This window comes from Bradyrhizobium sp. 6(2017) (genome assembly GCF_011058295.2).
Classification (GTDB): domain Bacteria; phylum Pseudomonadota; class Alphaproteobacteria; order Rhizobiales; family Xanthobacteraceae; genus Bradyrhizobium; species Bradyrhizobium septentrionale.
The window spans coordinates 941669-968015 of record NZ_CP049289.2 but is presented as its reverse complement, the minus strand read 5'-3'; the positions used below and the strand labels follow the sequence as shown (position 1 = coordinate 968015).

Below are 26347 nucleotides of genomic sequence, written 5' to 3'. Positions count from 1 at the left end.
GTCCTCCTCGAACCCTTCTCGGCTGCGCGCGCATCGTCACGTGTCGCCGTACCGCTCGCGTAGCTCTTTCTTGTTGATCTTGCCGACGCTGGTCTTGGGAATGCTGTCGATGAACAGGATCGTCCCGGGGATGCCGTATTTCGAGATGACGCCCTGGTCGGCGAACACCTTGAGGTGGTCCTTGATGGCAGCATCGCTGAGGCCGTCGGCACCGGAGGGTTTCTTGACTACGAGCGCGAGTGGCCGCTCGCCCCATTTCTCGTCCTTGACGCCGATCACCGCGGCCTCGGCAACGCCGGCGCATTGCGAGATCAGATCCTCGATCTGCAGCGACGAGACCCACTCGCCGCCGGTTTTGATCACATCCTTGATGCGGTCGGTGATATGGACGCAGCCACCGGGGCTGATCACCGCGATGTCGCTGGTGTGCAGGTAGCCACCCGCCCACAGTTCTTCGGAGGTTTGCGGATTGTTGTAGTAACCTTGGGTGAGCCAGGGCGCCCGTATCACGATCTCGCCGGCGGATTTGCCGTCATGCGGCACGTCTTTCATGTCGGGATCGACGATGCGGAGGTCGACCAGCGGGCCGGCGATGCCGGCGCGGGTGCGGAACTCGACCTCGCCATCGGGATCGCCGCTGAGGTCCTTGGACTGGACATGGGAGACCGCGGCGAGCGGGCCGGTCTCCGACATGCCGTAGCCGGCGAAGATGTCGATGCCGGCCGCCATTGCCTGCTTGGCCAGCGCCTTCGGCAACGCCGAGCCGCCGATCACCATCTTGAGACCGTGGAGATCGACGTTCGCCGCAGCGGCGGCGTTGAGCAGCATCTGCAGGATGGTCGGCACGCCGTGGGTGAAGGTGACGCCTTCGCTCTTGATCAGCTTGACCAGCATCGCCGGCTCGTAGCGGCCGGGATAGACCTGCTTGGTGCCGGCCAGCGTCGCCGACCAGGGGAAGCCCCAGGCGTGGACGTGGAACATCGGCGTGATCGGCATGTAGACGTCGTCGCGCGAGAAACGCCCCTGCGTCCCCGCCATGCCAAACAGCGCGAGCCCGGCGAGCGAGTGCAGCACGAGCTGGCGGTGGCTGTAATAGACGCCCTTGGGCAGGCCGGTCGTCCCTGTCGTATAGAAGGTGGTGGCCTGGGTGTTCTCGTCGAAATCGGGAAAGTCGTAGTCGGGCGAGGCGGCAGCCAGCAGGCTTTCATATTCGCCGATGAAGGACAGGCCGCCGGTCTGCGGCGATGGCTTGTCCGACATCACGATCAGCCGCTTGACCTTGGGCAGTTGCGCCTTGATGCCTTCCAGCAGTCCGACGAACTCGTCGTTGACGAGCAGCGTCGATGCGCCGGCGTGATCGATCGTGTAAGCGATCTGCTCCGGCGACAGGCGGACATTCACCGTCTGCAGCACGGCCGCCATCATCGGGATCGCGAAGAAGGCTTCGAGGAAGCGGTGGCTGTCCCATTCGAGCACGCCGACGGTGTCGCCGGGTTCGACGCCTGCCTTGCTGAGCGCCGAGGCGAGGCGGCCGATCCGCTCTCTGGTCTGGCGATAGGTGAAGCGCTTGAGATCGCGATAGACGATCTCCTGGTCTGGCGCCTGCACGCGCGGCGTGTGCCAGAGCTGCTTGAAGATGAGTGGATATTGATAGGCGGATTGGGCAGTCTGAATCAGTCTTCCAACCATGGAAGTCTCCCTCGACCTGGCATGTCCTCCGGCCAACGTCCGCGATTCTGAGTGAGCGGATCGTGTGGTCTGCCGTCCTACGTCACGACGGCCTGACGGTGTGACATTAGGACGAAGCCTCGCGTGACGCCCGAGATTTGTGAAGGTCCGAACCGGACATTGGCGGGGTCTTAGCCGGACAAGCTGCTCTCATCGACGGCAGCGGTCTTGAACAAAGCTGCTCTCTTCGACGCGTTCTCTGCTGCTTTGCAACAAGGGCGAACCCGCTGATATGACTACTGATATGACTGCTGATACCTCTTGGGTTGTGCCACGAACCAGTTATGTTCCGTGATGATGGCGAACAGCAATCCGCCGAGTCGGAGAAGCTCGGTCGCCTCAAACGTTGTCGTCTCAATTTGCTGCGCCGCAGGAAAGGCTGGTGCGAGTTGCAACCAACAACGCGACCGAAGAGACCCCTGGGCTCCCGCAGCGACATGCTGAGCGTCGGCGCCAGCGACAAGGTCTACGAGACAACCAAGCTCGGCGCGGTCTTCGACGTGCTGGCGAGCCACGGCGTCCTCCCCGACGCCATTCTCCGCAACACGAATATTCCGCTCGCGGACGTTCACTCACCGCAAGCGCGAATCTCGCTGACGCAGCTGATGACCGTTTGTCAAAACGCGGTCCGGCTGTCGACCGACCGTCATCTGCCGTATAGCATCGGCGCATCGATCCACATCTCGACGTACGGAATGTACGGCTATGCGCTGCTGTGCTGCCCTGACTTCCGCAAGGCAATGGAATTCGCGATGCGTTATCACACGCTCGCGGCGCCGCTCGCGGCGATCGACTTCACTGAAGACAAGATCCATGCGAGATGGACCATCGAGCCCAATCTGCACGCGTTTGCCGATCCCGCGCTCTACAGATTCATCGCCGAGATGCAGATCGGCATCCACATCTCGCTGATGCGCGACGTCATGGGGCCGGGCTTCGCTCCCTCCGAAGTCACGCTCGCCTACTCGCAGGCGGCGGACTTCGATCTTCCGCTCGATCATGTCGGATGCCCGGTGCGCTTCGATCAGCCGGCCAACCAGATCGTCTTCAAGGCGCAATTGCTGGACCAGAAAGCGGATCTCGGCAACAAGACGACATATCCGACCATCGTCGCCTTGTGCGACGACTTGCTCGGGGATCTGAGATTGCGGATCGGCGTTGCCGGAAAGATTCGCGCCATCCTGCTCCGCGACATCGCAAAGCCGCCGACCTTCGAGGCCATCGCCAAGCAGCTCGGCGTGAACGACCGGTCGCTGCGGCGCCAACTGCGTCAGCAGGGCTTTTCCTTTCGCGGACTGCACGACGAGCTGCGGACCCAGATTGCCCTGAAATATCTCCGCAACACGACGCTGGCCAACGAGGATATCGCGCTGGCGCTCGGCTTCAGCGATGCGGCAAACTTCAGGCGCGCGTTCCACCGCTGGACCAACAAGGCGCCGAGCGATATTCGCGGCGAATAGTTGCGGGAACGTCGCATCATCTCGCGCGCGAACGCACAGCTTCTAGAAGGCGTAGGACGTCTTGCTCGGCTGCACGGTCAGCCGAAACGCGACATCGGTCGAACCATCCATCAGCTCGATCATGTGGCCGCACACCAGGCAGCGAAACTCACCCGCGGTGCCACCCTTCGACGTCAATTCGATCCGGCGATAGCCGGCCTCGCAATGGGGACAAGTCACATCGGATTTGCGCATCGAATCAGCAAGCGGTTGCTCTCCGCAGCTTCCCACATGCCCATCGTCAGAAATGTGACGGCCGCCTAGCTGGATGTAGCTCGACCAGAGCACCGGGAATTTGTGCTGTCCTTTCAACCGAAAAATTCCCGAGAGCCGCGACAGCAACGCTGGGCCACGGGCAAACAACGCGAATGCGCCAAAAAACGAGCGAGCGCTCTCTCAGAAAATTTGCTCATCCCCCTTTTCCGACGGCCGTTTCGTAGGCTAGGAATGACGCAAGGGCGCAAAGCCCACACCCGGACCAGCAACAAAATGAAATGGTCCGGGAACATAGCCAGGGAGGCAATTTGGGTCTCGCGCGTCAGCGGCCGGGGACGAATGCGTTCGCGATGGAGGTGCTTTGCGCACGCATCCTCGAACGTCATCGCGATTCCATCCGGGTCCAGAAAACGCATCTCGCCGTTCCGAACCTCACGCGCATCATCGGCGCGACGCTCACGCTTTCCAACAAGCACGGCTTTCACGCCACCACCCTGCGCCAGCTCGCAGAGGCCTCCGGCCTCAGCATGGGCGGCCTCTACACCTATTTCGACAGCAAACCGACGCTGCTGTCGATGATCCTCGGCGAGGTCGCCGAGACGGCGGCGGAGGTCCTCAACTCGCCGCCCGCCAACGTCAAGCAGGATGCGCGCAAGCATCTGCACTGGATCATCGCGACCCATATTCGCATGAGCGAGGCGATGCAGCCCTGGTTCGTGTTCTGCTTCATGGAAGCGAAGTCGTTTCCGGCCGCGGAACGCCAGCGCGCCATCGAGATGGAGGTGATGACCGAGAAGATCATCGCGGACGTCCTCAGGCAGGGCGTCGCCAGCGGGGTGTTCGCGATCGATCAGATCACGCTGACGGCCTCGCTGATCAAGCCGCTGCTGCAGGACTGGTACGTCAAACGCTGGAAATACCGCAGACGCGGCACCTCGATCGAAACCTACATCAACGCCGTCGGCACGTTTATCGACGCCGCGGTCGCCGGCAGAGCGCGGCCGAGCCGCGTTGCGACCACCTCCCGCGCAAAATCCAGGCAGACGGGCGCATCCATAGCCGCAGGAAGGACGAGGCAATGAAGCGATTGCGGTTCAATCAGCAGGAGATCGTCTTCGCGGTATTTGCTGTCCTCTTCCTGGCGTTCTCGATTTTCCTGCGCGGCTTTCTGACGCCGGAGAACATGCTGACGCTGCTGCAGAACGTGGCGGTGCTCGGCATCCTCGGGCTTGCGATGGCGATCGTCGTGATCGGGCGCGGCATCGATATCTCCCTGATCGCAGCCCTCGCGGTACCTCCGGGGCTCGTGCTGCAGATGGTGCAGAACGGACACTCGCTGCCGACCTCGCTGCTGACGGCCGTGCTGCTCACGATCGGCTTCGGTCTGGTCAATGGCTGGCTGATTGCCTACGCCGAAGTCCCGTCGCTGTTCGCGACACTGGCGAGCGGCCTGCTGCTCGCCGGCCTCGGCCAGACCGCGCTGTTCCAGCTCGACGTCGTGCAGTGGAGCGACGGCATGGCCGGCTTCGAGCGGCTCGGACAAGGTACCATCGTCGGCATTCCGACCTCGATCGTGATGTTCGCGATCGCCTGCGTCGTGGTCGCGTTCCTGCTGCGCCGGACCCGCTGGGGCGCCTACATCTACGCGATCGGCGACAATCCCTACGCGGCCCGCGTCACCGGCATCCCCTCGCGCCCGATCATCGTGCTGCAATATGTCGTCGCGGCGCTGATCGGCTGCTTCGCGGGCCTCGTGATGGCGGCCTCCGTCAACTCGATGCCGACCCGCATCTTCAATTCGACCCTGATCTACGACGTCATCCTGGTCGTCGTGCTCGGCGGCATCGGCTTGTCGGGCGGCCGCGGCGGCGTGCTCAACGTCATCATCGGAACGCTGCTGATCGGCACCATGCTCAACGGCATGACCATCATGGACATCTCCTACGCCGGACAGAACCTCGTCAAAGGCGTCGTCCTGCTGCTCGCGGTCATCACGGATTCATTCCTGAACCCGCGCAACGAAGAAACCGCACAGCAGGGCGACATCTGATCCAACAGAGAAACAACCATAACCAAGGAGGAAGCGATGAAGCGCATTGTCAGTTCTGCAAAGGTGACCGCCATAGCACTGGGGCTTGCGGCCATCGCCGCACCGGCCCTGGCCCAGCAGGGCCTCGACGAACCGTTCCAGAAGCCGTTCAAGGACGCTCTCGCCGGCAAGACGGTGGCCTACGTTCCGGTCGCCATGAACTTCGACCTCACCGAAGGCTGGTACGCCGGCATGAAGAAGGAGCTCGAGCCCTTCGGCGTGAAGTTCGAGATCCGCGATCCGAACTGGAACACCAATGCCGGCGCGCAGGCGGTGACCTCGCTGATCTCGGAAAAGCCGGCAGTGATGGTGATCCACAATCCGGACGTGCAGACCTATGCCAAGCTGCTGCAGCGCGCCGAGAACGAGGGCATCTACGTCATCCAGATCAACATGGGCTCGGCCTATCGCTCTTCGGCCTTCGTCGGCGCCAACTGGATCGAGATCGGCGAGAAAGACACTGAGGCGGTGGTGAAGGCCTGCCAGGGCAAGTCGAACAAGATCGCCATCGTGCAGGGCGCGCTCTCGGCGGCGGCCAGTGCCTACACGCTCAAGGGCGTTGAGAACGTGCTCGCCAAGCATCCGGAGATCAAGGTGGTGTCGAGCCAGGCGGCCGACTGGGATGCGGCGAAGGCCAAGGCGATCACCCAGACCGTGCTGAAGCAGAATCCTGATCTCTGCGGCATCGTCGGCTTCTGGGACGGCATGGACATCGGCACCGCGGCCGCGGTGAAGGAAGCCGGCCTGACCGGCAAGGTGTTCGTGGCAACCTCCGGCGGCGGCGAACGCAAGGGCGCCTGCGAACTCGTAAAGTCCGGCGCCTTCGACCTCAACATGAGCTACGACGTGCCGACCCAGGCCGCGCAGATGGCCGGCACGATCAAATGGCTGCTGTCGTCGGGCGCCAAGGCCGGTTCGATCAAGGGTTCGGAATACACGACTCTGATTCCGATCACCAAGGAGAACGCGGACAGTCCGACCGCGTGCTGGAATCTCAGCGACCTGAAGAAATAGCCCGGCCATTCCCGCTCGACGTCCCGGGTCACGCCCGGGACGTCGACCTCCCAAATCGAACGCCTTTGGAATGCCGATGCGCGACACCTTGACGAGCCTGCGTTACCGCTATTGGCCGGATCATCTCCTCGGCGAGATCCTGTCGAAGCGTTGGACCGAGACCGCAATTCCGGTGATCCTGCTCTTGATCGTCGGCTTCGCGCTCAGCCGCTCCATCGATCACTTCCTGTCGCCGTCGAGCCTTGCCGACACCGCGCGGCAGGCCGGCGAAATCGGCTTCATCGGGCTCGGAATGGCACTGGTCGTCATCGTCGGTGGCATCGATCTGTCCGTCGGATCGATCTTCGCGCTGACGGATTTCTGCGCGCTCTATCTGCTCGACGTGCTGAACTGGCCGGTGCCGGCGGTGGTGGTGGCGACCCTCGCCTGCGGCGCCTTGCTCGGCGCCGTCAACGGCGTGCTGATCGGCTATTTGCGGCTACGCGCCTTCATCACCACGCTGATCACCCTGATCATCTACCGTTCGGCGTTCGATCTCCTGATCCAGCGCTATTCGAATTCGATCGCCGCGGCCTTTCCCGACATCCCGTCGTGGAACTTCATCGGCGGCGGCGACGTGTTCGGGATTCCGAGCGTCGCCCTCGTCTACATCGCGATCGCGATCTTCGGCCATATCTTCATGACCCGGCTGCGCCCGGGCTGGCACATCACCGCGATCGGCGGCTCGCGCCGCTCGGCCTATAATTCCGGCATTCCGGTTCGCCGCACCATCGCGCTCTGCTATGTCGCAAGCGGCGTGCTGACCAGCATCGCCGCGCTGTTCTTCGCGGCACGGCTCGGCACCGTCGGCGGCGACATCGGCGTCGGCCTCGAGGTGATCGTCCTGACCGCGACCGTGCTGGGCGGCATCACGCTCGGCGGCGGCAAGGGCTCGGTCGCCAAATCGCTGGTCGGCGTGCTGATCGTGCTCCTGGTCACCAACGGCCTGACCACGCTCAACGCACGCGGCGGCATCAACCGCATGGCGCTGGCGGAAATTCTGCTGATCGCCGCCATGGTCGACATCCGCTGGCAGAAGAACCGCACCCGCATCATCAGCAAGGTCTATGTCGCGCCGACCTATCACGCCTTGCCGCCGCCCCCCGCGACCGAGATCGGCCAGGGCGGCCCGTTCGAGCAGAACGACAAGCTGCGCGACGTCGAATTGATCGGGCTCGGCCGCATCGAGGCGCCGGAGGACGTGATCCTCGATCGCAACAACAATCTCTATGCCGGCTCGCGGCATGGCGACATCATGCGCTTCTACGCGCCCGACTATCAGCGGATGGAGGTGTTCGCCCATATCGGCGGCCAGCCGCTCGGCATGGCCTTCGACCGGCAGGACAATCTCTATGTCTGCATCGGCGGCATGGGCCTCTACCGCATCAAGCCTGACGGTACGGTCGAGAAGGCCACCGATGAAACCAATCGCAGCATGCATTCGGTGAACGACGACAGCCGCCTGCGGCTGGCCGACGACCTCGACATCACTGACGACGGCCTGATCTTCTTCTCGGAAGCCACCGTGCGCTACGAGATGGACGAATGGCCGATCGATGGCCTCGAGGCGCGCGGCAATGGCCGCATCATCTGCTACGACACCAAGACTGGCGCCACGCACACCGCGCTGCGCGGCCTCAAATTCCCCAACGGCATCTGCGTCGCCAGCGACGGCCAGTCGATCCTGTTCGCCGAAACCTTCGGCTGCTCGATCAAGCGACTGTGGTTCGCGGGACCGAAGAAGGGCCAGGTCGAGGTCGTGATGGACAATTTGCCGGGCTATCCCGACAACATCAATCTCGCCTCCGACGGCAATTACTGGCTGGCGCTGGTCGGCATGCGCAGCCCCTCGCTCGACCTCGCCTGGAAGATGCCCGGCTTCCGCCGCCGCATGGCCAAGCGCGTCCCGGTCGACGAATGGCTGTTCCCGAACATCAACACCGGCTGCGTCGTCAAGTTCAACGAGCAGGGCAAGATCCTCGAATCGTTCTGGGACCTGCGCGGCGAGAACCATCCGATGATCACCTCGATGCGCGAGCATCGCGGCTATCTCTATCTCGGCGGCATCATGAACAACCGGATCGGCCGCTACAAGCTCGCGAACGCCGATCCGAACTTCGTGCAGTATGACAAGCGCTGGGGGAAGCTGTCGTGATAGCGGCTGTCAGGGAATTCGCCAACCGCTTTCTTGGGCGCGGTGAGGCCACCATCACCGTGCCGTCGTTCGACGGTGCGCTGAAGCCGAACCAGAAGCTCGAGGCCGCGACGACCTTACTGGAATGCGAGGCGCCCGAGGACCTCGCAACCGACGACCGCAACCTCTATGTCGCCGACGGCCGGCGCCTGCTGCGCCTCGACGGCAGCGCCGCGACCGAGCTGCGCAGCTTCGAACAACCGATCTCGGCGCTCTGCGCGTTCGCCGACGGCGGCATCGCGGTCGCGCTCGGCGGCCGCGAGGTGCGGCTCTATGCCAACCCCTCGGCCGGCGAGCCGAGCGTGACGTTCAGCGACACCGCCTTCAATGCGATCAACGCGCTGAGCCCGGCGGGCGACGGGACCTTGATCGCAACTGATGGCTCGGCGACCTGCGGCGTCGACGACTGGGCGCGCGACCTGATGGAGCTCAACCGGAGTGGCCGGGTGTTCCGGCTCGATCCCAGGACCAAGCTGGTGAAGCCGTTGGCCTCAAAGCTCGGCTACGCCTTCGGCGCTTGCGCGCGCGGCGATGGCGTGCTGGTCAGCGAGAGCTGGCGGCATCGTCTCGTCCTGGTCGCGGACGGCAGGCCGCCGCAGGTCGTGCTCGGTCACCTGCCCGTCTATCCCTCGCGGCTGTCGAAGGCCGCGGGCGGCGGCTATTGGCTCACCGCATTCACCGCACGCACTCAGCTGATCGAGTTCGTGCTGCGCGAGCCGGGCTACCGGCGCCGCATGATGGCCGAGATCGATCCGGCCTATTGGGTGGCACCGCGGCTGCGCTCGGGCTTCTCATTCAAGGAACCGATGCAGGGCGCACACATCAAGACGATGGGCGTCATCAAGCCATGGGCGCCGCCACGTTCCTACGGACTCGTGATCCGGCTGAGCGAAGACGGCAAGCCAATGTATTCGCTGCACAGCCGGGTCGACGGCATCAACCACGGCGTCGTCGCGGCGCTCGAAATGGGCGACGACCTTGTGCTGATCGCCAAGGGACCGGGCCGCGTGCTGAAACTGCCTCTCGCCGGGCTCGCCGAGGAGGTCGGCTCATGAGCGACATCGTGCTGTCCCTGCGCAAGGCCACCAAGCTGTACGCCGGCGTGCCCGCCATCGAGGGCGTCGACTTCGAGCTCCGCCGCGGCGAGATCCATGCGCTGGTCGGCGAGAACGGCGCCGGCAAGTCGACGCTGACGAAAGTGATGGCCGGCGTCGTAGCGTTGACCTCGGGGGTCATGACGGTCGATGGCGCAGAGTTCGCGCCGCGGACGCCGCTCGAGGCCCGCAATCTCGGCATCGCCATGGTGTTCCAGGAGAACAGCCTGGTGCCGACCATGACGGTGGCGCAAAATCTCTTTCTCGGGCAGGAGAAATTCTACAACCGACTACGCGGCATCTACATCGCCGCCCAGCAATTCCTGCAATCGCTCAATTTCGACGTCACGCCGACTGCGACCGTAGGCGGGCTCGGCGCGGCGAAGAAGCAGATGGTCGAGATCGCACGCGCGGTCCTGCACAAGGCTAAGGTCATCATCTTCGACGAGCCGACCGCGTCGCTGACGCCGGAAGAGAAGAAGTACTTCTTCGACCTGGTCCGCGACCTCAAGAAGCGCGGCGTCTCGATCATCTTCATCTCGCACGCCCTGGAAGAGGCCCTGCTGCTTGCGGACCGCATCACCGTGTTGCGCGACGGCAAGCACGTCATCACCGACGATGCGGCGAAGTTCGACCGGGCGGCGATCGTGCAGGCGATGGTCGGACGCGACCTCTCCAACACGCTGTATGGCGCGCGGAAGCCCAGCGTCCGTCCGGCCGGCGCCCGCGTGCTCACCGTGCAGAACCTCAAGATGGCACCGATGGTGAAGAACAATTCGCTGTCGGTGTTTGCCGGGCAGATCACCGGCGTGTTCGGCCTGGTCGGCGCGGGCCGCACCGAAACCTTCAAGATCGTCTCCGGCGTGCTGAAGCGCGATTTCTTCCACGGCGGCGAGATCCTGCTGCACGACAAGCCGGTGCGCTACCGGGTCCCGGCGCCGGCGGTCAAGGCCGGCATCGCCTATGTGACCGAGGATCGCAAGGTGGAGGGCTTCTTCGAGACCGCCTCGATCGCCCGCAACATCTATCTCGGCCTGCTCTCCAAGTTCCCCCGCGGGCGGATGCTGTTGTCGCGGCGCGAGACCAACTCGGTCGGCAAGACCTGGACCCAGCGCCTGAAGGTTCGCGCCATCGGCGATGAGGCCAAGGTGGTCGAGCTCTCAGGCGGCAACCAGCAGAAGGTGGTGATCGCCAAGTCGCTGGTGCAGGAGCCCGAGCTTATCATCTTCGACGAGCTGACGCGCGGCGTCGACGTCGGCGCCATCGTCGAGATCCACGAGCTGATCAACCAGCTCGCCGATGAGGGCAAAGCGGTGGTGGTGATCTCGTCCTATCTGCCCGAGATCATGGCGCTCTCCGACCGCATCCTCGTGTCGCGCCAAGGCAAGGTGGTCGAGGAATTCTCCGCGCTCGAAGCCACCGAGGAGAAGATCATGTACGCGGCGATCCATTGATGCCCCGGCGGGCATGCGTTACGGCGCGGCACGCCACGGCGGCCTACTGCTTTGGACCGACGGTTCCGGTCGTCTTCAGCCTCGCCGACCGCACCCAACCCGAGACGTCGTTGCCCGTCCGCGGATTGACGTACATCACCGACGACCAGCCATCACTGGTTTGCGCATAGGCGACGAGCTCGTCATTCGGAATGACGAAGACGCCGCTGACCGGACAGTGCAGATTCGCCGCCGAATAGAATTGCAGCCGTCCCGTGCCCGTCACCACGTTGGCGAGCGGCGGCGAGAATATCGGGACCCGACTGGTGCTGGTCCGCGGCTCCTTGCAGGCCGACGGCGTCTGCGCATGCACGGACGCGCCGAGCGCACCAAGCATCACGGCGCAGCAGACGATGCAGGCGAGCACAGACCTGTCCGACATCACGTCATTCTCCCGGACGCACTGAAGGCCGCCGCCCGTTGGCTTGAGATGTTTGTCGCCGGACATGGCGAACAGGTTCTGCGGCTGAGACGAAAGTTTGCGTAGCGGGACAGGCAGAGCCGCGATCGAGCAATGCGGATGTATTTCCTCCGGGGCTAGGCGTCAGGCTTCCACTGCGCCACCGCCGCGTCGAGCCGTGTGCGGTTAGCGATGCCGTGAAGTTGCTATCCGCAGGGGAAACAAACGGAAACAAAGACACAGGTCACACCGTCGGACAGTCAGGGAATTGATCGTGATTCACTTCGGCCGATGTCGAATCGCGCGTCAGCTCCTCATGGACGGCGGATTTTTTATCGCGCCGAGCCAAACCGCGCGCGGCCTGTTCAATAGCTTCCTGATTCAGGTGAAAAGCCCAAACCGAGCGCGAGCTACGCAGCGAGTTGGCTGGCATAGCAATTCGTTCGTGATGCCGGACGACTGTTTCGGCGTCGGCCGTCGCGACACTCTGCTATTGCAGAGCGTGACCGCTCATGAACACTTCTTCCGCCGGTCTGGCACCTTGGCGAGTTGGCAGCAGAATGTTGCGTGCTATGCCAGCGGGAACAAGCGGCACTGTTTAGGCCCGGCTCAGACGGAATAGTTAAAGACATGCAGCTCCAGAAGTTGGCGGACTGCTGCAGGCGCTCGTTAGAAAACCATGACGCCAGCACGGGGAGTGAGAGCCTTGGCGACGACGTTGCCGGACGACACACGCCAAGGCTCACCACACAACGGATTGCCCCTTGAAGGGCCAGCCCCCCGCGTGAGGCCCGCTAACGCACTAGCTCTGAGGTTTGGTCAGGAACGAGTCCTGTGCCCAGGCGGCGCCGCTCATCGCTACAGCGATCGAACCCCCATCGACCCGACCGGAGCTACTGGTCAGATACTGGTTCAGCAACGCAAAGCTGTTGCTTGCCTGAGACGCCGCCGCCGTGCCCTGATCTCCAGACCAAGAGGCCGTCTGCCGTGCGGGGTCTGCCAACGAGCTCGGTTGCGCAAAATCTTGGTTTGCCCAGCTTCCAGTGCTTGCGCCGGTCGTGCTGGCCGACCAGCCGGACGGTGAAGCCAGTCCCATGGCGCTTAGGAGGCTGGGGACGGTCGTTGTAGTAGCCGTTCCCGGGTCGACTGCCGCGGTACTCGGCGAAGTCGTGTCCGAGGTTGCAGTCGGCGTGACAACAGTGGTCGGAGTGGTAGTTGAGGTAGCGGTCGTGTCCGTGGACGTCGTGGTCGGCTGGGACGGTGGCGTGACCGGCGAGGAGGTGTCGACCCTCGCGCCAGTAACGGAGCCGGCGCTGCCGGGCAATCGATAGAGCTGGATCTCGTCGATCTGCATCTGCATCGTCGAGGGGGTAGAGCCATCAAGCGCAGTATGCCAGCCGGCCGCGTTTGAATTCGCGACCTGATTGCTCATGATCAGCTGCATCGGCTGGTTCGGAATCTGCACCTGCGCGCTGGTCACCGTCGCGATCTGTCTTCCGTCGAGGTACCAGGTGATCGATTGGCCGGGCACCCAATTGATGCCGTAGGTATGGAAGCCGGCCGTGAGATCGACGCCGGTGTCGACAACACCGCCGACCGTCCCTGACGGCGAGTGAAGATGCCAGGAGAAGGCCTGGTTTGCCGGTCCCGAGCCGGTATATCCCCCCTCCTGGATATCGATCTCGAAATTGTCGCCGCTGCTCGAGCCCGCGCCGGGCATCAGCCAAAGCCCTGGCCACGCACCATTGCCGCTCGGCGCCTTCATGCTGATCTGAAGGTAACCGCCGTTAAACTCGAAGTTGCCGTAGCTGCTGACGGCGCCCGACGTAATCGGAAACGACTGCACCGAGCCCTGATTCATGCCGGTGACGGTCTGCTTGGCCGCTGTGAGGTTCAGCAGACCGTTGGTCACGGTCACCTGGCTCGGCATGTCGTAGTCGGCATCGTACGGGCCGCCCGGCCCGCTTCCACCCGATCCATAGCTATTCCACGCCCAACCGTTGGCGGCGCGGCTCGTGATGTAGGTGTGCCAGTCGCTGTCTAGCGAACTGGAAAAGCTATCCTGATAGACGAGATTGCTCGACGTAAAGCCTGCTGGCGCGGCAAGGGCCATTCCATGTTCCTTCCGAGGATTGAACCGAGAATTCCACCGTCGCGAACCGCGCGACCATTCCACTGCCGCGAACCGCGCGACCATTCCACTGCCGCGAATTGCGCGACCATTCCAGCGTCGCGAATTGCGCGACGGACCCCGTGCCCGCAGCGGGTGATGCGGGCGGATTTCAACGCAGTGGAGATTTGAAGGTACGCCCCCCACTGCCAGACTAGCTTGGCTAGTGAGGGAGTATGGCGAAAAAAATAAGGTAGCATGGCGACAATTGGACGAGGTGCGTAGGCGACTGACCCGGCTCAATCGATCATAGCCGGCGGCGAGCATGAGGGCCGCCCCGGCTGATATGGAGTTGATAGTGCTGAAGTCCGTGGCGTTTTGACCCAACCGATCCTTCCGTTTCTTCTACCCGTGGGCCGAAGCAAGCGGCCAGCGGCCCGTTGAGAAGCACGGAGTTGAAGGTCGCGAATTACGTCGATCGTTTCGTTGTAATTGCGATCAAGGCACATAACTGGGGGAAGCCGCTTCTCGCTAAGAACGCGGACGAAACGAGTGCCGGCAGACGTCGTCAGCCGGGCGACTTTTGGCGTCGGCCGACGCCGTCGAGAGCGACGCGGCATCGATAGATCAGCCAGCGATGATATCTTCGAACACTGACCGAGGCACGCCACGCTGCGGCCACTGCTCGTACGGGACCGCCCAAGGACCCAAAGGCGTACCTTCGAGACGCAGGTGTTCAGCCTCAAGACGCTCCATCTCATCTCGACCGCCAAAGCGAACACGCTCGTCCCAAGCCAGCGCCTTGGCGTACACGTACTCGGCCATGCGCTTGATCTCGGTGTCATTCAGGCTGGTGCGCTTGATCGTCGGCATGATGGCGGCTGCGAGGCGCGCCTTTGCCTTGGCGATGATGCGGTCAAATTCTGCCAACACGGGCTTGGCGCGTATGTTGGCCTCTCGGAGGTCCTTGGTGCCCAGCGAACGCTTCAGGTGTTTCTGCGCGGCCTTGCCGTTGTTCAGCTCGCGCGCAACCGCAGCCTGCAGTCCCTTGGGCTTCTCTGGCACCGTGGCACAGTACGTTCCGTGCCTATCCTTGATAACGCCCATCAACACGCGCACGATTTAGCACTACCGCTTGTGACCACCACGCGGCAGCTAAACGCTTGTATCTGCGTTAGTTCTTGATTTTCAATGGGAACTTGCGTGAGTGGCGCGCCCGGAACGATTCGAACGTCCGACCCTCAGATTCGTAGTTAGTGCTGGGCACTTTTAGCTCTCCGGTCACGTTAACTCAATTGCGATCGAGAGCCATCACAAGACTTGCCATGCACTTGTACCACACCATTTTCTAATGAGACACCTTCAGCACATTGGCACCAAGAGCACTCATGAGCCATCACGCGTCATCTGCTTCTCAAGCGAGTTCCGCTTCCACATTGCTTCCATCGGCGGAAGTGGTCTCGCCGCTAACTGCAAAGCAAACCCACGCGACACGCCGCACCACGTTCACAAAGGCGAATGTCCGCAAGATGTGCTGCCCACCGGGATTGGCCGAAAAGCTCTTCTGGGATGCGGGCTGCCGTGGCCTGGGTATACGAGCCCTTAGTTCAAAAAGACGGTCCTGGGTTTTCCAGTATAGGGACGAGCATGGCCGAACGCGGCGGATCGCGCTCGGTGATGTCTCTGTAGTTGGACTGGACGAGGCGCGAGAAGAGGCCCGGCACAAGGCCGCAAGTATCACCCGTGGCGCAAACCCATCGGTCGAACGCAAGGCTAAGCGGAACGCCGGCACCGTGTTGGATTTGATCGAAGCCTATTTGTCCCAGGCCAAGACCCGCCTTCGACCTCGTTCTTTCACAGAGACAGAACGAAATCTCCGCAGGCATGCCGCATGCCTTCATCACGACCGAGTGGAGGCCGTCCGCCGACGCGACATATCCGAAGTGCTGGAACGCATCTCGAAGAAGTCAGGCCCGATAGCCGCTAACCACGTAAGGGCAGCGCTGAGCGCTCTGTGGAGCTGGGGACTTAGGACGGGGCGCGTCGACGGGGATGCCAACCCGGTAACATTTACAATCCAGAACCCCAAACGCACCCGCGATCGCGCGCTCAATGAGGCGGAAATTCGTGCCATCTGGAGTACGACAAGCGCCGGCGATGACTACGGTCGCATTGTGAGATTGTGCCTTCTCACGGGATGCCGCCGCGAAGAGATCGCGGGCCTGCGATGGAGCGAGGTCCTGACCGACACGCTCGTGATCGGTGCCGACCGCATGAAGGGCAAACTCGCTCACGAAATCCCGCTCGTAACCATGATTGCCGGCATCTTGCCACCACGTCCGGAGAATGCAACGGGATGCGTGTTTGGCAAGCGGGGGACCGGCTTCTCTGGCTTCAGCCAAGGCAAAAAGAAGCTCGACGCTTCGCTCTCAAATTCCAACTTGAATATGCCGCCTTGGGTACTCCACGACCTGCGCCGGACCTTTTCGACGTGGCTTCATGACGCTGGTATAGACCCCATCGTGATCGAAGCCCTGCTTGCACACAAGCAACAGGGTGTTGCCGCGGTCTATAACCGGGCCTCATTCCGCGAAGCCAAAAGGACTGCTTTGCAGCGGTGGCACGAAATTGTTGCTGGAATACTGCAGCCCCCCATTGAGTAACCGGCAACTATTGACGGCGTCGAGCAACCAGACCAACGTCGCTGCGCTTCTCGCAACGCGCGAGGCGAATTCGAACTTCTACTTCATCTAGCGAGCCAATTACCGCATCACCACTACGCCGCGGGCGCCGAGGCTTTCGTTCGCTAGGGCGAAGCGGGCTGATGCTCAATTTCCTATCGCGGACAGCCGGCGCCATCGAGAGCTCAGTAAACGAACTCACAAGCAATCGTGACCTTTTTATAGACCTCCACAACCTTGTAGGGAGGCGTCAATGATCGTCGGTCGAGGAGACGAAGCACCGGAGGCACTTTTTACAGAGAAGCAGGTCTCCAACTGGCTCGGCATATCGATGCCGAGCTTGCAACGGATGCGTTCAAAAGGCTCCGGTCCAGCCTTTGTACAACTGAGCGCGCGCCGCATCGGCTACCGGAAATCCGCTATTGAGGCGTGGCTTTCGGTCCGCACCATCAACCGGGTCGGGGAGTTCACCGCGCGGCCCAGTATACCCAATTCGTCATTGGGTTTGGAACAATGCCCACCGGCAGCTGAAAACGGGAACGCTGCATGACCCTACATGCCGTCGTCCGCTCAGCCCCGAGGGATAATGTAGACGCCCGTGGTGCAGTTACCGTGGACGGTAACAGGCTTCCGCCAGCAATCCCGGCTGACAACGTTACCGCCATGGGAACAAATCCCAACCAGCCGCAAATTGCGCTGCCGCCCATCGCGTCGACTGCCGACGAAAGCCGCAAGTTCCTGGAGAACGTGCTGGTCTGGCCGGAGAGCGATCAAGCTCCCGGCTGGATCAACATGCACGTCAACGTCAAGAACACCACTCCGGCGAAGAACGGCGGCAAGCCGTGGGTCGCCGGCTGGCCCTTCAAGACCGTCGACGAAGTCCTCAATCGCGCCAGCTGGGTCGAGAGCACTGCCGACTTCTTCAACGTGTGGGTCTGCATGTCGCAACAGAGCGACTGCCTCACCAAGGCCGACGGCAAGCGAAAGGCTGTGCGTAAGGCGGCGAACGCGACAGCCCTCAAGGCGATCTGGATCGACTGCGACGTCAAGCCCGGGGACGCGAAGCACTACCATGCCCTGACGGAGGCGTTCGACGCGCTTAAGGCCTTCCGCCAACGTGTTGGCCTTCCACCACCGTCGATGGTCGTCAACTCTGGTGGCGGCCTGCACGTCTACTGGATATCAGACACGCCCTTGTCGGTGCACGAGTGGCGTCCCTACGCCGAGGGGCTGAAGGCGCTCCTGTTGCGAGAGGGCATCAAGTGCGACACCGGTCTCACCACAGACGCAGCGCGCATTCTGCGCGTGCCTGGTACGCTCAATCATAAATACGATCCGCCTCGTCGGGTTGAGTTGCTTCAGGTTGGTCAAGCCTACGAGTTCGCCAAAGACCTCGCGTTTCTGACGCAGGTGTCGACCGCTGTTACCGCCACGGTAAGCAAGCCCAGACTGTCGCGCGACATAATCGTGCCGGCCACCGAGCCAGGAGGCGGCGGCACTTTCGACGCGCCAGACCCAGCATTCAGCACGCTGAACGTGCAAGACGCATCACCGCAGGACGGCTGCACGCCACAGGAAGCACACCTCGTGGACCCCCGTCCAATCTTCGGCAAAGAGGGCTGCGCTTTCCTGCGCGAGGCTCTGCGCACCGGCGGGCGCGACTACGATAATCCCAAGTGGAATTTGTCCGTGCTGTGCACGGCATTCATGGAGAACGGCAATTCCATTGCGCACAAAGTCTCTAAGGGGCATGGCACCTATACCCCGGCTGACACACAGGCGCTCTACGAACGCAAGTTAGCTGATAGAGAGCGAGGGGTCGGATATCCAAGTTGCCGGGCTATCGAGGGCACCGGCTGTAAGTCGTGCGTAACGTGTCCACACTTTGCTAAGGGGAAGTCCCCACTGAACATCCGGCCAGTGGTTACCGCCACGGTAAGAACCCCAGAGCAAGATTTCGCAGACCCCTATGAGGAGTTCGTGGGCCCTCCCTTCCCGCTCGAGGTTCTTAGTCCGAAGCTCCGTAAGTTCGTGGATGCAACTGCGACGGCGCTCGGAGCTGATCGTTCGGCCGTGGCTACGGCATCATTGGCCGCTATTTCTGGCGCAATGAACGCCGAAACAACCGTCCGACTTGGTGATGATTGGTGGGAAAAGCCGATTATTTGGGTGCTTCTGGTCGGGCTCCCGTCCTCGTTGAAGTCGCCTATCATTGATAAGACCACACGCCCACTCCGCCGTATCGACCAGGAGAGAGGCAAACTCTACAAAAAGCAATACGCGGGATGGCTTCAAGATAAGAAGAAGATCGCAGTCCCGGCGGCCCCTCCACGATGCGTTATCAACGACGCCACACCCGAAAAGGTTGCCGAGATACTCTCGCGAGCGCCCTGCGGCTCTTTGATGGTGCAAGACGAAGTTGCCGGATGGATCGAAAGTTTTGAGCGATATAGCTCCGGCTCATCGCGGCCGTTCTATTTGCAGGCTTGGAATGGCTCCACTTTTACCAAGGACCGCGTAGGTAAGGGGAAAGACGATCTCAGCGCAGAAATATGCATCGACAACCTCGCCCTCAGCATCTTGGGCGGCATTCAGCCCGATAAGCTCACAAAAATCGGAGACTTAACCGATGATGGACTGCTGCAACGATTTTTAGCAGTCTTGATGAAGTCATCCGGCCTGCCCGACACCTATACATCCGTCGCTGCCGCAGCAAGCGATTACGAACAACTGATCCGATCAATCAATGCGGCACCGGCGCAGCAGTTCAAATTTGAAGAAGACGCGTGCGAGGTTCGTGACGACATGCTGCACCGTCTTCACGATCTCGAGAAGGTCGATGGCTTCCCGGCCCCGCTGATCGCGGCCATTGGAAAGCTGAAGGGGTATTTCGGGCGGTTGTGTTTAGTTCTCCAGGTCACGAAAATCCACGACCCAACTGAGCATGGAGACAACGACACCTTTACACCTGAAGACGCGGCGCGGGTTCAGCAGTTGTTTGGATTGGAGCCAGACAACTCCCTGTCCGGAGGCGTCAACTGGTCTCAGGCAATCGCGCGCGACACCGCCAAGCAGGCGGATAAGCTGATCCGGCAATTTTTGCTGCCGCACCTTTTTGGCTTCTACGATGGCGTCGTCAACGGCGGGAGAGAACGACATAAGCTCCGCGACCTTGCAGACTTTGTTCTCTCGACTGACAAGGATCGCCTTCGTCCATCCGACTTCACGGCAGGCGTCAGGTCCCTCAGGGGGGAACCTGATCATCGAATAAAGGAGTGGGCTGGACGCCTTTGCGCAATGGGTTGGCTTGACCCCGAAGAAGGTAAACCAGGTACCCCCATCAAGGCGTGGCACGTTGCGACGGGGCTGCGCGAATATTTTCAGCAGCGTCGCGAGCAGGCGCGGACCGCGCGAGCAGAGGCCCACAGAATACTTAAAGCGGGCGGAACTTACGGCTCCGGGAGGGCGCTCTGACAAATCTGCCGTAGTCCGGCCTTTGTCCTCCTAGTGTCCGGCAGAGCCCGTATATTTACTAATAAGGGGAGAGACCCAAAGAAATTTATGTCTCGCACGCGCAAGGAGAATTGTCAGAAAAACAAGCTGTCCCTGCCGCCACCAGTCAGTTTCACTCAGTTAAGGCGGACGACAGGCGTTCAGCTAAGTACTGGCGGCCCAAATCACGCGGAAATCGATCCTTGTGGAGACGATTTTTCTGACATTTCTGACACTGACTTGTCAGAAATGTCAGAAGTTGGAGTGGGATAGTCGGCGGGTCTGGCAGGTAACAAGGCTATCGGTCCCGAAATGCCCCGAATGCAACCAACAAATTCAGCTAATTAGCTACTTCTCCGTCGAGACAAATGAGCTGACCCCGGTTGCGCTTTCGCGATCGTCATTGGCCGCTATCAACAACGAAGCCTAAACGCCGTTCGCTCTATCAGCCCCAACTGCAAACAGAGAGGGACGACGATGACACTCATCAAAGACAAGGTCGACGCGTTATTTCAGGATGTACCAAGAAGGCCCAATGGACGGGTGTGCGACAACCCGGTCACTGGCGGCAGGTTTGTAAAAGGTGAAACCGGTGTAGACAGCATCGCCTACCAAAGGTGCGCCGCGGAGAAAGCACTGCTGGCGCAGGAATGGTTCGCTTTGTACGGTCCCCGGGGCGCTCCTCCTCTGCCGTTGAAGGCATGGGAGTGGGAAGAGATGAGACACGACTTCGGCTTGAAGATACTCGTCGGTTTCTACGCCCGATCACTAAGCTTCCGAGATTGGAGGATGCACAATCATCCGTCGTTTGAAGACTTCGCACGCGGATTGACGGCGATCGACACCGGGCTTTGGGACCTACAGCGCAGGGTCAGTCAAGATCCGCACCTCATCAAAAGGTATCCACCTTGCCCGCTTGCCGGCATGACGCCGGGCGCGTACTGGGCACCCAAAGGAGTGTGAGGAGTCCTGGGCGGAGTATCATCGCGCGGAACGCAGGTCGTTAAAGACGAAAGCGTTGCGACGGGAGGTAACAAGGTGTCATTCCTAGAAAAAATGAAAGCCGCTGCAGCCGAAGCCGCGCAACCCGTAGACTCGTGGCGCCTCCGACTGGAGCGCGTGCGCGGCAAGACAGGCTTTGATGGCCTGGAGCGGATCAGCACGCAGACGCTGATGGACATCTTAGAGGTGTCTCAACGCCAGCGTACTGCAGGTAATTATCGGCACCTTGCGACCTTGATGGCTGAACTCGGCTGGACCGCCGTTCGCGTGCGCGACTTCACGCGAGGCGGCTACAAGGAGCAGGTTCGTGGCTACGTCCGTGATGGTCGCGCCGTTTCATAAGTTGGCCAAGCACGGCGACCAAGGTTTAACCCTACCGGGGTCACCTCTCCACCTGCATGGCGCTTCTTACCTAGGATTCTCTCCGCGCTCGATCGGCTAGATCATCGATCGCACGTACCAGCGCGTTATGTTTGATTGTCGCCATAGCTTTTCGCTGACCGGGCAACGGCGAGGCAGAAAACGGATCCCTGGTGTCCCGGCACCGTGTAATGCGGGCCTTAAGGACTGGAATCGAAAGGAGCTTTGAGAATACGGATGAACTCTGGCCTGACCCATCGCAACGGCCCTATCATCTGAACACTGAGCAGAGCCAAATTGTCTTGGGTTTTCCCGGCGGTCTGGAACAGATTCGCGGTGCTGTTGTCGGCAGGCCAAACCATTGCCGCGGTGGCATTGTACGGGTTGTACCATGAGTCCAGTTTGACCACTGGCACGCCGCTGGAAAAGGGGTCGACGTCCCCGTAGCGGACGTCAGCATCGTTGGACATCTCCCAATCCACCTCCAGCGTTATCCATCTTTCCTGAAAATAGCGGATCTTGTCCGGCGGCCAGAGATAGAAAAACCGCGGTGTCATCCCCGCTGGAACACTCAATACCTCTCTGCTGTGCATTTTATCGTCGAACCCCGCCTTTCCGCTGAATTTGACTCGCACAAGCTTTTCCTTTCCGGGAACGAAGGTGGCCAGTCCGGCGATGGTGCAGTCGAACGGAAGCTTCAGTCTCTTGATGTCCGGCGGCGCCTTTGGTTTGAGCCAGATCTGGTCGCCCACATTCGTGAACCCGCCAGTCCAGCGGCTGCTCTGCGAATATGCATCGCGCCGGGCGTCATCAGGCGTCAGGCCATAGCCCACTTGAATGTTCTGAAAGACCGCAACTGTATCGATAGCACTGTTAACATCGCCCTGGTCCTTCCAATAGGAAATCAACACAATGGCGCCAAGTTGAGGGTCTGCGTCGAGCCGCCGCCTTACTTCGGGCGCCAAACGTGACCACTCGGCCTCAAAGCGCTGTCGCTGGATCCGGTCGTTGATCTTTTGCAGTACGAAATTCACGCCATCGAACATTAAGGTGGCCGCCTGGAATTTGGCGTCCCCGCTTGCGCTAGGGCCGTGCTCCTGCACGGGTTCTATCGGTGGCCCAACCTCAGCGGTTGTTATTTTTGTTTTAGCTCCGGATGCCCCGCCGCCTTTGCTGGTCGTTGTAGCGCCGCTTGATGGCGGACTCGCGGAGCCGCCCTTGCTGCTAGTCGCCTTTGTTGTGCCGCCGGATGGAGGACTAGAGCCGTCTTTGCTTGGTTTAACCGAGCTCTGCAACATGCTCAACGGCTTCAATCCCATCAGTTTCCGGGCTTGCGCGATACTTTCGGGATTGTTCCGACTCTTAATTCCGGAAACGCCCCCGAGGTTGGTAACCCCGAGGTTCTGGGCTCGTTTGGCCAAATTTTCATCAAGGGTCCACAGGCGCGCGTTTAGGGCCTTTGCTTCTGCCGCGACGAAAGCGTCGCCAGGCGTTGTGCTGTCTCGTCTCCCATATTCCCTAATTTGGCCCGGTTTTCCTCTCGCCGGCACATGAGTGATGTTATCAGCGTGAAAATCTCCCCGATCTTTGATGCTGGAGGCCCCCGCTGGGGGCGTTGTGATGTGCAGGTCCTTGAGTAACATTTCATAGCTCATGCGCAGATGGATCGGAGAATCCCGCACGAGTTCGTTATATGCAGCATGGGCGATGTAGACATGTTCTCCCGACGCGAGAATTCGTTTCAGGGCCTCGGCAGTGGCTACGTCACCCCGCGCAACATTCGTGATCACGTTCTTGTCCAGAAGGATGGTCATGTTCCATGGCTCCCAGTACGACGTGGGATTCCTCATTCCAAGAAAGACTGACCACTAACTTAGTCGCCAGCTCGATTTGCCCGGTTCAGCTGGGCTTACCAGAAATCCTCGCTTCGAGGGTTCGGAGCTGCTTCGACGTCGCTTGGTGCCGGCCTTCGTTCTACGGCGGAGGCGAGAAGACGGACACGCGCGGATCGTATTCCGACCCCGCGTGCTGCTGCGATCCTCCGGAGGTAGAATGCCCAGGTACTATTTCCCTCCGATGGAAGGGCTAGTCATGGGGGCGGTGAGAGCCCTGGCGACGACGTTGCCCGACGACACCACCAAGGCTCAACCACACAACGGATAGCCCCTTGAATGGCGTGCCAGCATGCGGGCCATTTCGGCCAACTTTGGCGTTCCTGTCCACACCCACGATGCGCAGTAGCCCTCTCCTGTTCCGCGCCTCAACAGGTTGATAATTTGCCGCGCCACTGAACTCCTGCTTTCTAAGCTGCATGGGCTCGAAGTCGCGTGAATAAATGTTCGGCGCCACCGTCCGGCAACTCGCCGAGCGGGCCAAGGAAGCCCGGCTTGAGGCCGATGCCGTAGCTTGCCAAGCTTGGAACGCCCGCATGCTCGCCTTTCAGGGGTCTGCCCAGCCGTCCCCGGCCCTCGGTGATGCTCTCAACGCCGGCTACCGCTACCTCGAAGTGAAGTGCCTCGGCTGCGAGACGCATCAGACCGTCGCGCTCGATATCGTGCGGCGGCCGAAGTGGACGCCCATCCACGAGCTTGAGCGCTACATGCGGTGCAAGGATTGCTCACGCCAGCAAGGTCGCCCCTTCAAGCGCAGCCATCTCGTGGCATTGCGGACGAACAAAATCTCCGCCATACACCCTCCGTCGACCTGGTGGCCGGGAGAGCGGTAACGATGACAAAAATGAAGGAGGAGCGCCCCTGGGCAGATCCGGAGAAAGTTGGCCGCCGGATCATGCAGCGCGCTCGAGAATTCGAACCCCTTCAGGACGGCAGGATTTACATCGAGAAGATCAGCTGGCCCTTGCTTTACCTCGATAAAGCCTCACCTGCTGAATACTGGGCGGGTGTACGATACGCGATAGACAAGGGCTGGCTCGAATACCACGAGAGCGGGACCTGCGTTAAGATCCTGCACGCGGGGAGCGACCTGCTCGCGTGAGAGATGCGGCCTACTGAGGCGTCCTTCGACTTTTCATGAGCGTTCCTTTCCTAGCTGGCCGGTTTCAGTCCTGGGGACGTTAGCCACTCGGTCAAATGGGCGGCTATTTCGTCCTGCCGCGCCTTCCTCAGCAATGCCTCCCGCTCTCCACATGGGGGAAGCCCTTTTGCACGTTGCCGTAATTCTTGAGCTTCGTGGGCAAGGCGCTCTCCGAGGGACATAGTCTGCTTGAAACGTCGTCGCCGCTTCATGGCACACCTCGTCTTACGGGTCCTAACCGTTGGGTTTGAGCTATCCGAATGATAAAACGTTTCCGTTCGGCGTTCTGTTCAGAAGTGAACATAAGGCGGGTTGGCATTTAGTAGGGCGCAAAGACAAATCCCAGCGCTCGGGGAAAGCGCTGGGACTTTAGGTGAATGGACCGGCTTGGCAGGATCATGTGCATTCACCGGACTGTCCAATTTCCCGGACCCTAAATCGTTCCTGTGCAATTGCCTGTTTTGGAACGGCATGCCCTCCAACGCGCGGCAGAGCCTAGACTTTGGTCGCAAGGCCCACCGTTCGCGGGCGGAAGCGGCGACAACTACCCTGATCTGTGCTAGTTCCGGTTGCAGATCAGGCGGCAGGCAATGCCACATCGAAAAATTTCTGATCGCTTGCAAGCCGCAGTCGGCCTCTCGGCGGCCGACCGAAACCTGCTAAGCGCAGTGCCGAAGACCATTCGGTCGTTTGCCGACCGGGAGGTGATGGTACGAGGGGGCGACAGGGCCGCTTTCTGCACCCTCCTTGTTGATGGCTTCGCGATCCGGCAGAAAATTGTCGCAGGGAAAAACCAGATCCTGGCGGTCTATGTACCGGGCGATATCCCCGACCTGCACGCACTCCAGTTTCCTATCATGGATCATGAACTGGTGAGCGCCGGCCCGACAACGGCCGCGGTGATCTCGCTTGCAAACCTGCGGGTCATGCTGCAACGGTCCTACGCGCTGACGAATGCCTTCTGGCGCGATACCCTGATCGACGCGTCGATCTATCGGGAATGGGTTGCCAATGTCGGTGCGCGAGATGCGAGCGCCAGGGTGGCTCACTTCCTGTGCGAACTTGCCACCCGGCTGGAAATTTGGGGCTGGTGGATAACAACACGTTTCGCGTCCCCTTCACGCAAGCCAACCTTGCTGATGCTTGCAGCCTGTCGGTCGTGCACATCAATCGCACCGTACAGCAGTTAAGACGCCGCGGCCTGATCTCATGGCGGGCCCGAACCGTGGAGATTCACGACCGCGCGGAACTGGAGGCGTTGGCTGAATTTGAGCCCGACTATCTCCACCAGGAAGACAGTCTGGCGAAGCCCTAAGGGAGGCCGAACAGTCCGGGCCGCGTATGGCGCCACTGAGATGGTTTATCCTCCGAGCGCGCGGAACGAGGAGACAATAGCGGGCACAACTAGCCGGGTGCCAAGGCCGATTTGACCGAGGTGCATAAATGGTGGTGTCGATTGATCCGAGACCACATCATGAAGAGCAACGTACAACGCCGCCTGCCGCTACAGGCCAGCCGCCCCGCTTATCGCAGCCTCGAAGGCTGGGCGCTGGGCACGCTGATCGAACACCATGCCGTTCGCGAGTGCGAACACCACGGCCACGTGCTCGACCGCAGCGATCCGGACGCCAGGAACCGCGCCCGAGAGACAGCTTGGAACCACCCGTTCCCCGGCGCCACCCCCGAGCAGTGTCTGGCCGCGATCGAGGACGTCTTGCGCGGGATCGGCGATGCTGTCCGGACTGCTAGATCCTAAAATGGACGTTTGTGCGGGTCTTCCGCCCGCTGAGTCCGCGCCGTGTTTTGGTCCAGGCGTGCTCGCTCACTCCGTCGCAGCCGCCCTGCTCGCATGACGCCGTAGACGAGCGCGGCGCCGAGCACACAAGCACCAATGAACCATAAC

25 protein-coding genes are annotated in these 26347 nt (G+C 61.2%); 18 read left to right on the top strand and 7 right to left on the bottom strand.

Annotation, left to right across the window (positions count from 1 at the left end):
* Positions 1-36: 36 nt before the first annotated feature.
* On the bottom strand, positions 37-1689 hold the full coding sequence (locus G6P99_RS04570) for a fatty acid--CoA ligase (protein ID WP_029083158.1): 1653 nt from the start codon (positions 1687-1689) through the stop codon (positions 37-39).
* A 476-nt stretch (positions 1690-2165) separates the two neighbouring features.
* Between G6P99_RS04570 and G6P99_RS04565 the strand changes: the two genes are divergently transcribed.
* Complete coding sequence (locus G6P99_RS04565; protein WP_029083159.1) at positions 2166-3188, top strand: AraC family transcriptional regulator; 1023 nt, start codon at positions 2166-2168, stop codon at positions 3186-3188.
* Positions 3189-3230: 42 nt separating this feature from the next.
* Here G6P99_RS04565 and G6P99_RS04560 read toward each other — a convergent pair whose 3' ends face one another.
* Positions 3231-3422 carry an MJ0042-type zinc finger domain-containing protein gene (locus G6P99_RS04560; RefSeq protein WP_029083160.1) on the bottom strand — a complete coding sequence of 64 codons (192 nt, stop codon included), beginning with the start codon at positions 3420-3422 and terminating at the stop codon, positions 3231-3233.
* 371 nt (positions 3423-3793) lie between these two features.
* Here G6P99_RS04560 and G6P99_RS04555 point away from each other — a divergent pair, with 371 nt between their 5' ends.
* From G6P99_RS04555 to G6P99_RS04530, 6 genes are all read left to right on the top strand, one after another.
* The gene (locus G6P99_RS04555; RefSeq protein WP_051346545.1) at positions 3794-4525 is read left to right on the top strand and encodes a TetR/AcrR family transcriptional regulator; all 732 of its coding nucleotides are present in this window, start codon (positions 3794-3796) and stop codon (positions 4523-4525) included.
* Positions 4522-5493 (top strand): ABC transporter permease, encoded by a 972-nt coding sequence (locus tag G6P99_RS04550; protein WP_029083161.1) that lies wholly within the window; start codon positions 4522-4524, stop codon positions 5491-5493. The genes G6P99_RS04555 and G6P99_RS04550 overlap by 4 nt, the downstream gene beginning before the upstream one ends.
* A 36-nt stretch (positions 5494-5529) precedes the next feature.
* Positions 5530-6546: a sugar ABC transporter substrate-binding protein gene (locus G6P99_RS04545; RefSeq protein ID WP_029083162.1), complete on the top strand. Its 1017-nt coding sequence runs from the start codon at positions 5530-5532 to the stop codon at positions 6544-6546.
* A 70-nt stretch (positions 6547-6616) separates the two neighbouring features.
* The gene (locus G6P99_RS04540; RefSeq protein ID WP_029083163.1) at positions 6617-8740 is read left to right on the top strand and encodes an ABC transporter permease; all 2124 of its coding nucleotides are present in this window, start codon (positions 6617-6619) and stop codon (positions 8738-8740) included.
* Positions 8737-9834 carry a hypothetical protein gene (locus tag G6P99_RS04535; protein ID WP_029083164.1) on the top strand — a complete coding sequence of 366 codons (1098 nt, stop codon included), beginning with the start codon at positions 8737-8739 and terminating at the stop codon, positions 9832-9834. Before G6P99_RS04540 ends, G6P99_RS04535 begins: the two co-directional genes overlap by 4 nt.
* On the top strand, positions 9831-11327 hold the full coding sequence (locus tag G6P99_RS04530) for a sugar ABC transporter ATP-binding protein (RefSeq protein ID WP_165127441.1): 1497 nt from the start codon (positions 9831-9833) through the stop codon (positions 11325-11327). The genes G6P99_RS04535 and G6P99_RS04530 overlap by 4 nt, the downstream gene beginning before the upstream one ends.
* Positions 11328-11370: 43 nt before the next feature.
* On the opposite strand, the gene G6P99_RS04525 is transcribed toward G6P99_RS04530, so the two are convergent.
* Positions 11371-11748, bottom strand: a complete 378-nt coding sequence (locus tag G6P99_RS04525) for a hypothetical protein (protein ID WP_165127439.1) — start codon at positions 11746-11748, stop codon at positions 11371-11373.
* 262 nt (positions 11749-12010) lie between these two features.
* Positions 12011-12199, bottom strand: a complete 189-nt coding sequence (locus G6P99_RS04520) for a hypothetical protein (protein WP_245284799.1) — start codon at positions 12197-12199, stop codon at positions 12011-12013.
* On the opposite strand from G6P99_RS04520, the gene G6P99_RS04515 reads away from it, so the two are divergent.
* Positions 12128-12388 (top strand): DUF927 domain-containing protein, encoded by a 261-nt coding sequence (locus tag G6P99_RS04515; protein ID WP_245284798.1) that lies wholly within the window; start codon positions 12128-12130, stop codon positions 12386-12388. The genes G6P99_RS04520 and G6P99_RS04515 overlap by 72 nt on opposite strands.
* Before the next feature lie 180 nt (positions 12389-12568).
* Here G6P99_RS04515 and G6P99_RS04510 read toward each other — a convergent pair whose 3' ends face one another.
* Both G6P99_RS04510 and G6P99_RS04505 read right to left on the bottom strand, forming a co-directional pair.
* Positions 12569-13879 carry a glycoside hydrolase family 16 protein gene (locus G6P99_RS04510; protein ID WP_165127437.1) on the bottom strand — a complete coding sequence of 437 codons (1311 nt, stop codon included), beginning with the start codon at positions 13877-13879 and terminating at the stop codon, positions 12569-12571.
* A gap of 624 nt (positions 13880-14503) precedes the next feature.
* On the bottom strand, positions 14504-14983 hold the full coding sequence (locus tag G6P99_RS04505) for a DUF6538 domain-containing protein (protein ID WP_029083637.1): 480 nt from the start codon (positions 14981-14983) through the stop codon (positions 14504-14506).
* A 281-nt stretch (positions 14984-15264) separates the two neighbouring features.
* On the opposite strand from G6P99_RS04505, the gene G6P99_RS04500 reads away from it, so the two are divergent.
* From G6P99_RS04500 to G6P99_RS04480, 5 genes are all read left to right on the top strand, one after another.
* The gene (locus G6P99_RS04500; protein ID WP_165127435.1) at positions 15265-16539 is read left to right on the top strand and encodes a tyrosine-type recombinase/integrase; all 1275 of its coding nucleotides are present in this window, start codon (positions 15265-15267) and stop codon (positions 16537-16539) included.
* Positions 16540-16810: 271 nt separating this feature from the next.
* Complete coding sequence (locus tag G6P99_RS04495; RefSeq protein ID WP_165127433.1) at positions 16811-17107, top strand: helix-turn-helix transcriptional regulator; 297 nt, start codon at positions 16811-16813, stop codon at positions 17105-17107.
* Positions 17104-20031: a DUF3987 domain-containing protein gene (locus tag G6P99_RS04490; RefSeq protein WP_165127431.1), complete on the top strand. Its 2928-nt coding sequence runs from the start codon at positions 17104-17106 to the stop codon at positions 20029-20031. Before G6P99_RS04495 ends, G6P99_RS04490 begins: the two co-directional genes overlap by 4 nt.
* Positions 20032-20526: 495 nt before the next feature.
* On the top strand, positions 20527-21012 hold the full coding sequence (locus G6P99_RS04485) for a hypothetical protein (protein WP_165127429.1): 486 nt from the start codon (positions 20527-20529) through the stop codon (positions 21010-21012).
* A 75-nt stretch (positions 21013-21087) separates the two neighbouring features.
* Positions 21088-21393 carry a hypothetical protein gene (locus tag G6P99_RS04480; RefSeq protein ID WP_165127427.1) on the top strand — a complete coding sequence of 102 codons (306 nt, stop codon included), beginning with the start codon at positions 21088-21090 and terminating at the stop codon, positions 21391-21393.
* A 218-nt stretch (positions 21394-21611) separates the two neighbouring features.
* Here the strand turns inward: G6P99_RS04480 and G6P99_RS04475 are convergent, their stop codons facing one another.
* The gene (locus G6P99_RS04475) at positions 21612-23225 is read right to left on the bottom strand and encodes a PIN domain-containing protein (RefSeq protein WP_165127425.1); all 1614 of its coding nucleotides are present in this window, start codon (positions 23223-23225) and stop codon (positions 21612-21614) included.
* Positions 23226-23746: 521 nt separating this feature from the next.
* Here G6P99_RS04475 and G6P99_RS04470 point away from each other — a divergent pair.
* From G6P99_RS04470 to G6P99_RS04455, 5 genes are all read left to right on the top strand, one after another.
* Positions 23747-24136 carry a hypothetical protein gene (locus G6P99_RS04470; protein ID WP_246709457.1) on the top strand — a complete coding sequence of 130 codons (390 nt, stop codon included), beginning with the start codon at positions 23747-23749 and terminating at the stop codon, positions 24134-24136.
* Positions 24137-24138: 2 nt separating this feature from the next.
* On the top strand, positions 24139-24405 hold the full coding sequence (locus tag G6P99_RS04465) for a hypothetical protein (protein ID WP_165127423.1): 267 nt from the start codon (positions 24139-24141) through the stop codon (positions 24403-24405).
* Positions 24406-25034: 629 nt separating this feature from the next.
* The gene (locus G6P99_RS04460) at positions 25035-25634 is read left to right on the top strand and encodes a Crp/Fnr family transcriptional regulator (protein ID WP_165123018.1); all 600 of its coding nucleotides are present in this window, start codon (positions 25035-25037) and stop codon (positions 25632-25634) included.
* Positions 25535-25759 (top strand): helix-turn-helix domain-containing protein, encoded by a 225-nt coding sequence (locus tag G6P99_RS47435; protein ID WP_165127421.1) that lies wholly within the window; start codon positions 25535-25537, stop codon positions 25757-25759. Before G6P99_RS04460 ends, G6P99_RS47435 begins: the two co-directional genes overlap by 100 nt.
* Before the next feature lie 159 nt (positions 25760-25918).
* On the top strand, positions 25919-26200 hold the full coding sequence (locus G6P99_RS04455) for a hypothetical protein (RefSeq protein WP_246709455.1): 282 nt from the start codon (positions 25919-25921) through the stop codon (positions 26198-26200).
* Positions 26201-26347: the final 147 nt, after the last annotated feature.

Excerpts from the sequence above, each read along its gene's own strand:
- G6P99_RS04475 (WP_165127425.1), bottom strand. The coding sequence starts at position 23,225 with ATGACCATCCTTCTGGACAAGAACGTGATCACGAATGTTGCGCGGGGT.
- G6P99_RS04530 (WP_165127441.1), top strand. The coding sequence starts at position 9,831 with ATGAGCGACATCGTGCTGTCCCTGCGCAAGGCCACCAAGCTGTACGCC.
- G6P99_RS04495 (WP_165127433.1), top strand. The coding sequence starts at position 16,811 with ATGATCGTCGGTCGAGGAGACGAAGCACCGGAGGCACTTTTTACAGAG.
- G6P99_RS04555 (WP_051346545.1), top strand. The coding sequence starts at position 3,794 with ATGGAGGTGCTTTGCGCACGCATCCTCGAACGTCATCGCGATTCCATC.
- G6P99_RS04570 (WP_029083158.1), bottom strand. The coding sequence starts at position 1,689 with ATGGTTGGAAGACTGATTCAGACTGCCCAATCCGCCTATCAATATCCA.
- G6P99_RS04560 (WP_029083160.1), bottom strand. The coding sequence starts at position 3,422 with ATGCGCAAATCCGATGTGACTTGTCCCCATTGCGAGGCCGGCTATCGC.
- G6P99_RS04460 (WP_165123018.1), top strand. The coding sequence starts at position 25,035 with ATGCCACATCGAAAAATTTCTGATCGCTTGCAAGCCGCAGTCGGCCTC.
- G6P99_RS04465 (WP_165127423.1), top strand. The coding sequence starts at position 24,139 with ATGACAAAAATGAAGGAGGAGCGCCCCTGGGCAGATCCGGAGAAAGTT.
- G6P99_RS04545 (WP_029083162.1), top strand. The coding sequence starts at position 5,530 with ATGAAGCGCATTGTCAGTTCTGCAAAGGTGACCGCCATAGCACTGGGG.
- G6P99_RS04565 (WP_029083159.1), top strand. The coding sequence starts at position 2,166 with ATGCTGAGCGTCGGCGCCAGCGACAAGGTCTACGAGACAACCAAGCTC.
- G6P99_RS04550 (WP_029083161.1), top strand. The coding sequence starts at position 4,522 with ATGAAGCGATTGCGGTTCAATCAGCAGGAGATCGTCTTCGCGGTATTT.
- G6P99_RS04520 (WP_245284799.1), bottom strand. The coding sequence starts at position 12,199 with ATGCCAGCCAACTCGCTGCGTAGCTCGCGCTCGGTTTGGGCTTTTCAC.
- G6P99_RS04505 (WP_029083637.1), bottom strand. The coding sequence starts at position 14,983 with ATGGGCGTTATCAAGGATAGGCACGGAACGTACTGTGCCACGGTGCCA.
- G6P99_RS04490 (WP_165127431.1), top strand. The coding sequence starts at position 17,104 with ATGACCCTACATGCCGTCGTCCGCTCAGCCCCGAGGGATAATGTAGAC.
- G6P99_RS04455 (WP_246709455.1), top strand. The coding sequence starts at position 25,919 with ATGAAGAGCAACGTACAACGCCGCCTGCCGCTACAGGCCAGCCGCCCC.
- G6P99_RS04500 (WP_165127435.1), top strand. The coding sequence starts at position 15,265 with ATGAGCCATCACGCGTCATCTGCTTCTCAAGCGAGTTCCGCTTCCACA.
- G6P99_RS04470 (WP_246709457.1), top strand. The coding sequence starts at position 23,747 with ATGTTCGGCGCCACCGTCCGGCAACTCGCCGAGCGGGCCAAGGAAGCC.
- G6P99_RS04525 (WP_165127439.1), bottom strand. The coding sequence starts at position 11,748 with ATGTCGGACAGGTCTGTGCTCGCCTGCATCGTCTGCTGCGCCGTGATG.
- G6P99_RS04510 (WP_165127437.1), bottom strand. The coding sequence starts at position 13,879 with ATGGCCCTTGCCGCGCCAGCAGGCTTTACGTCGAGCAATCTCGTCTAT.
- G6P99_RS04485 (WP_165127429.1), top strand. The coding sequence starts at position 20,527 with ATGACACTCATCAAAGACAAGGTCGACGCGTTATTTCAGGATGTACCA.
- G6P99_RS04540 (WP_029083163.1), top strand. The coding sequence starts at position 6,617 with ATGCCGATGCGCGACACCTTGACGAGCCTGCGTTACCGCTATTGGCCG.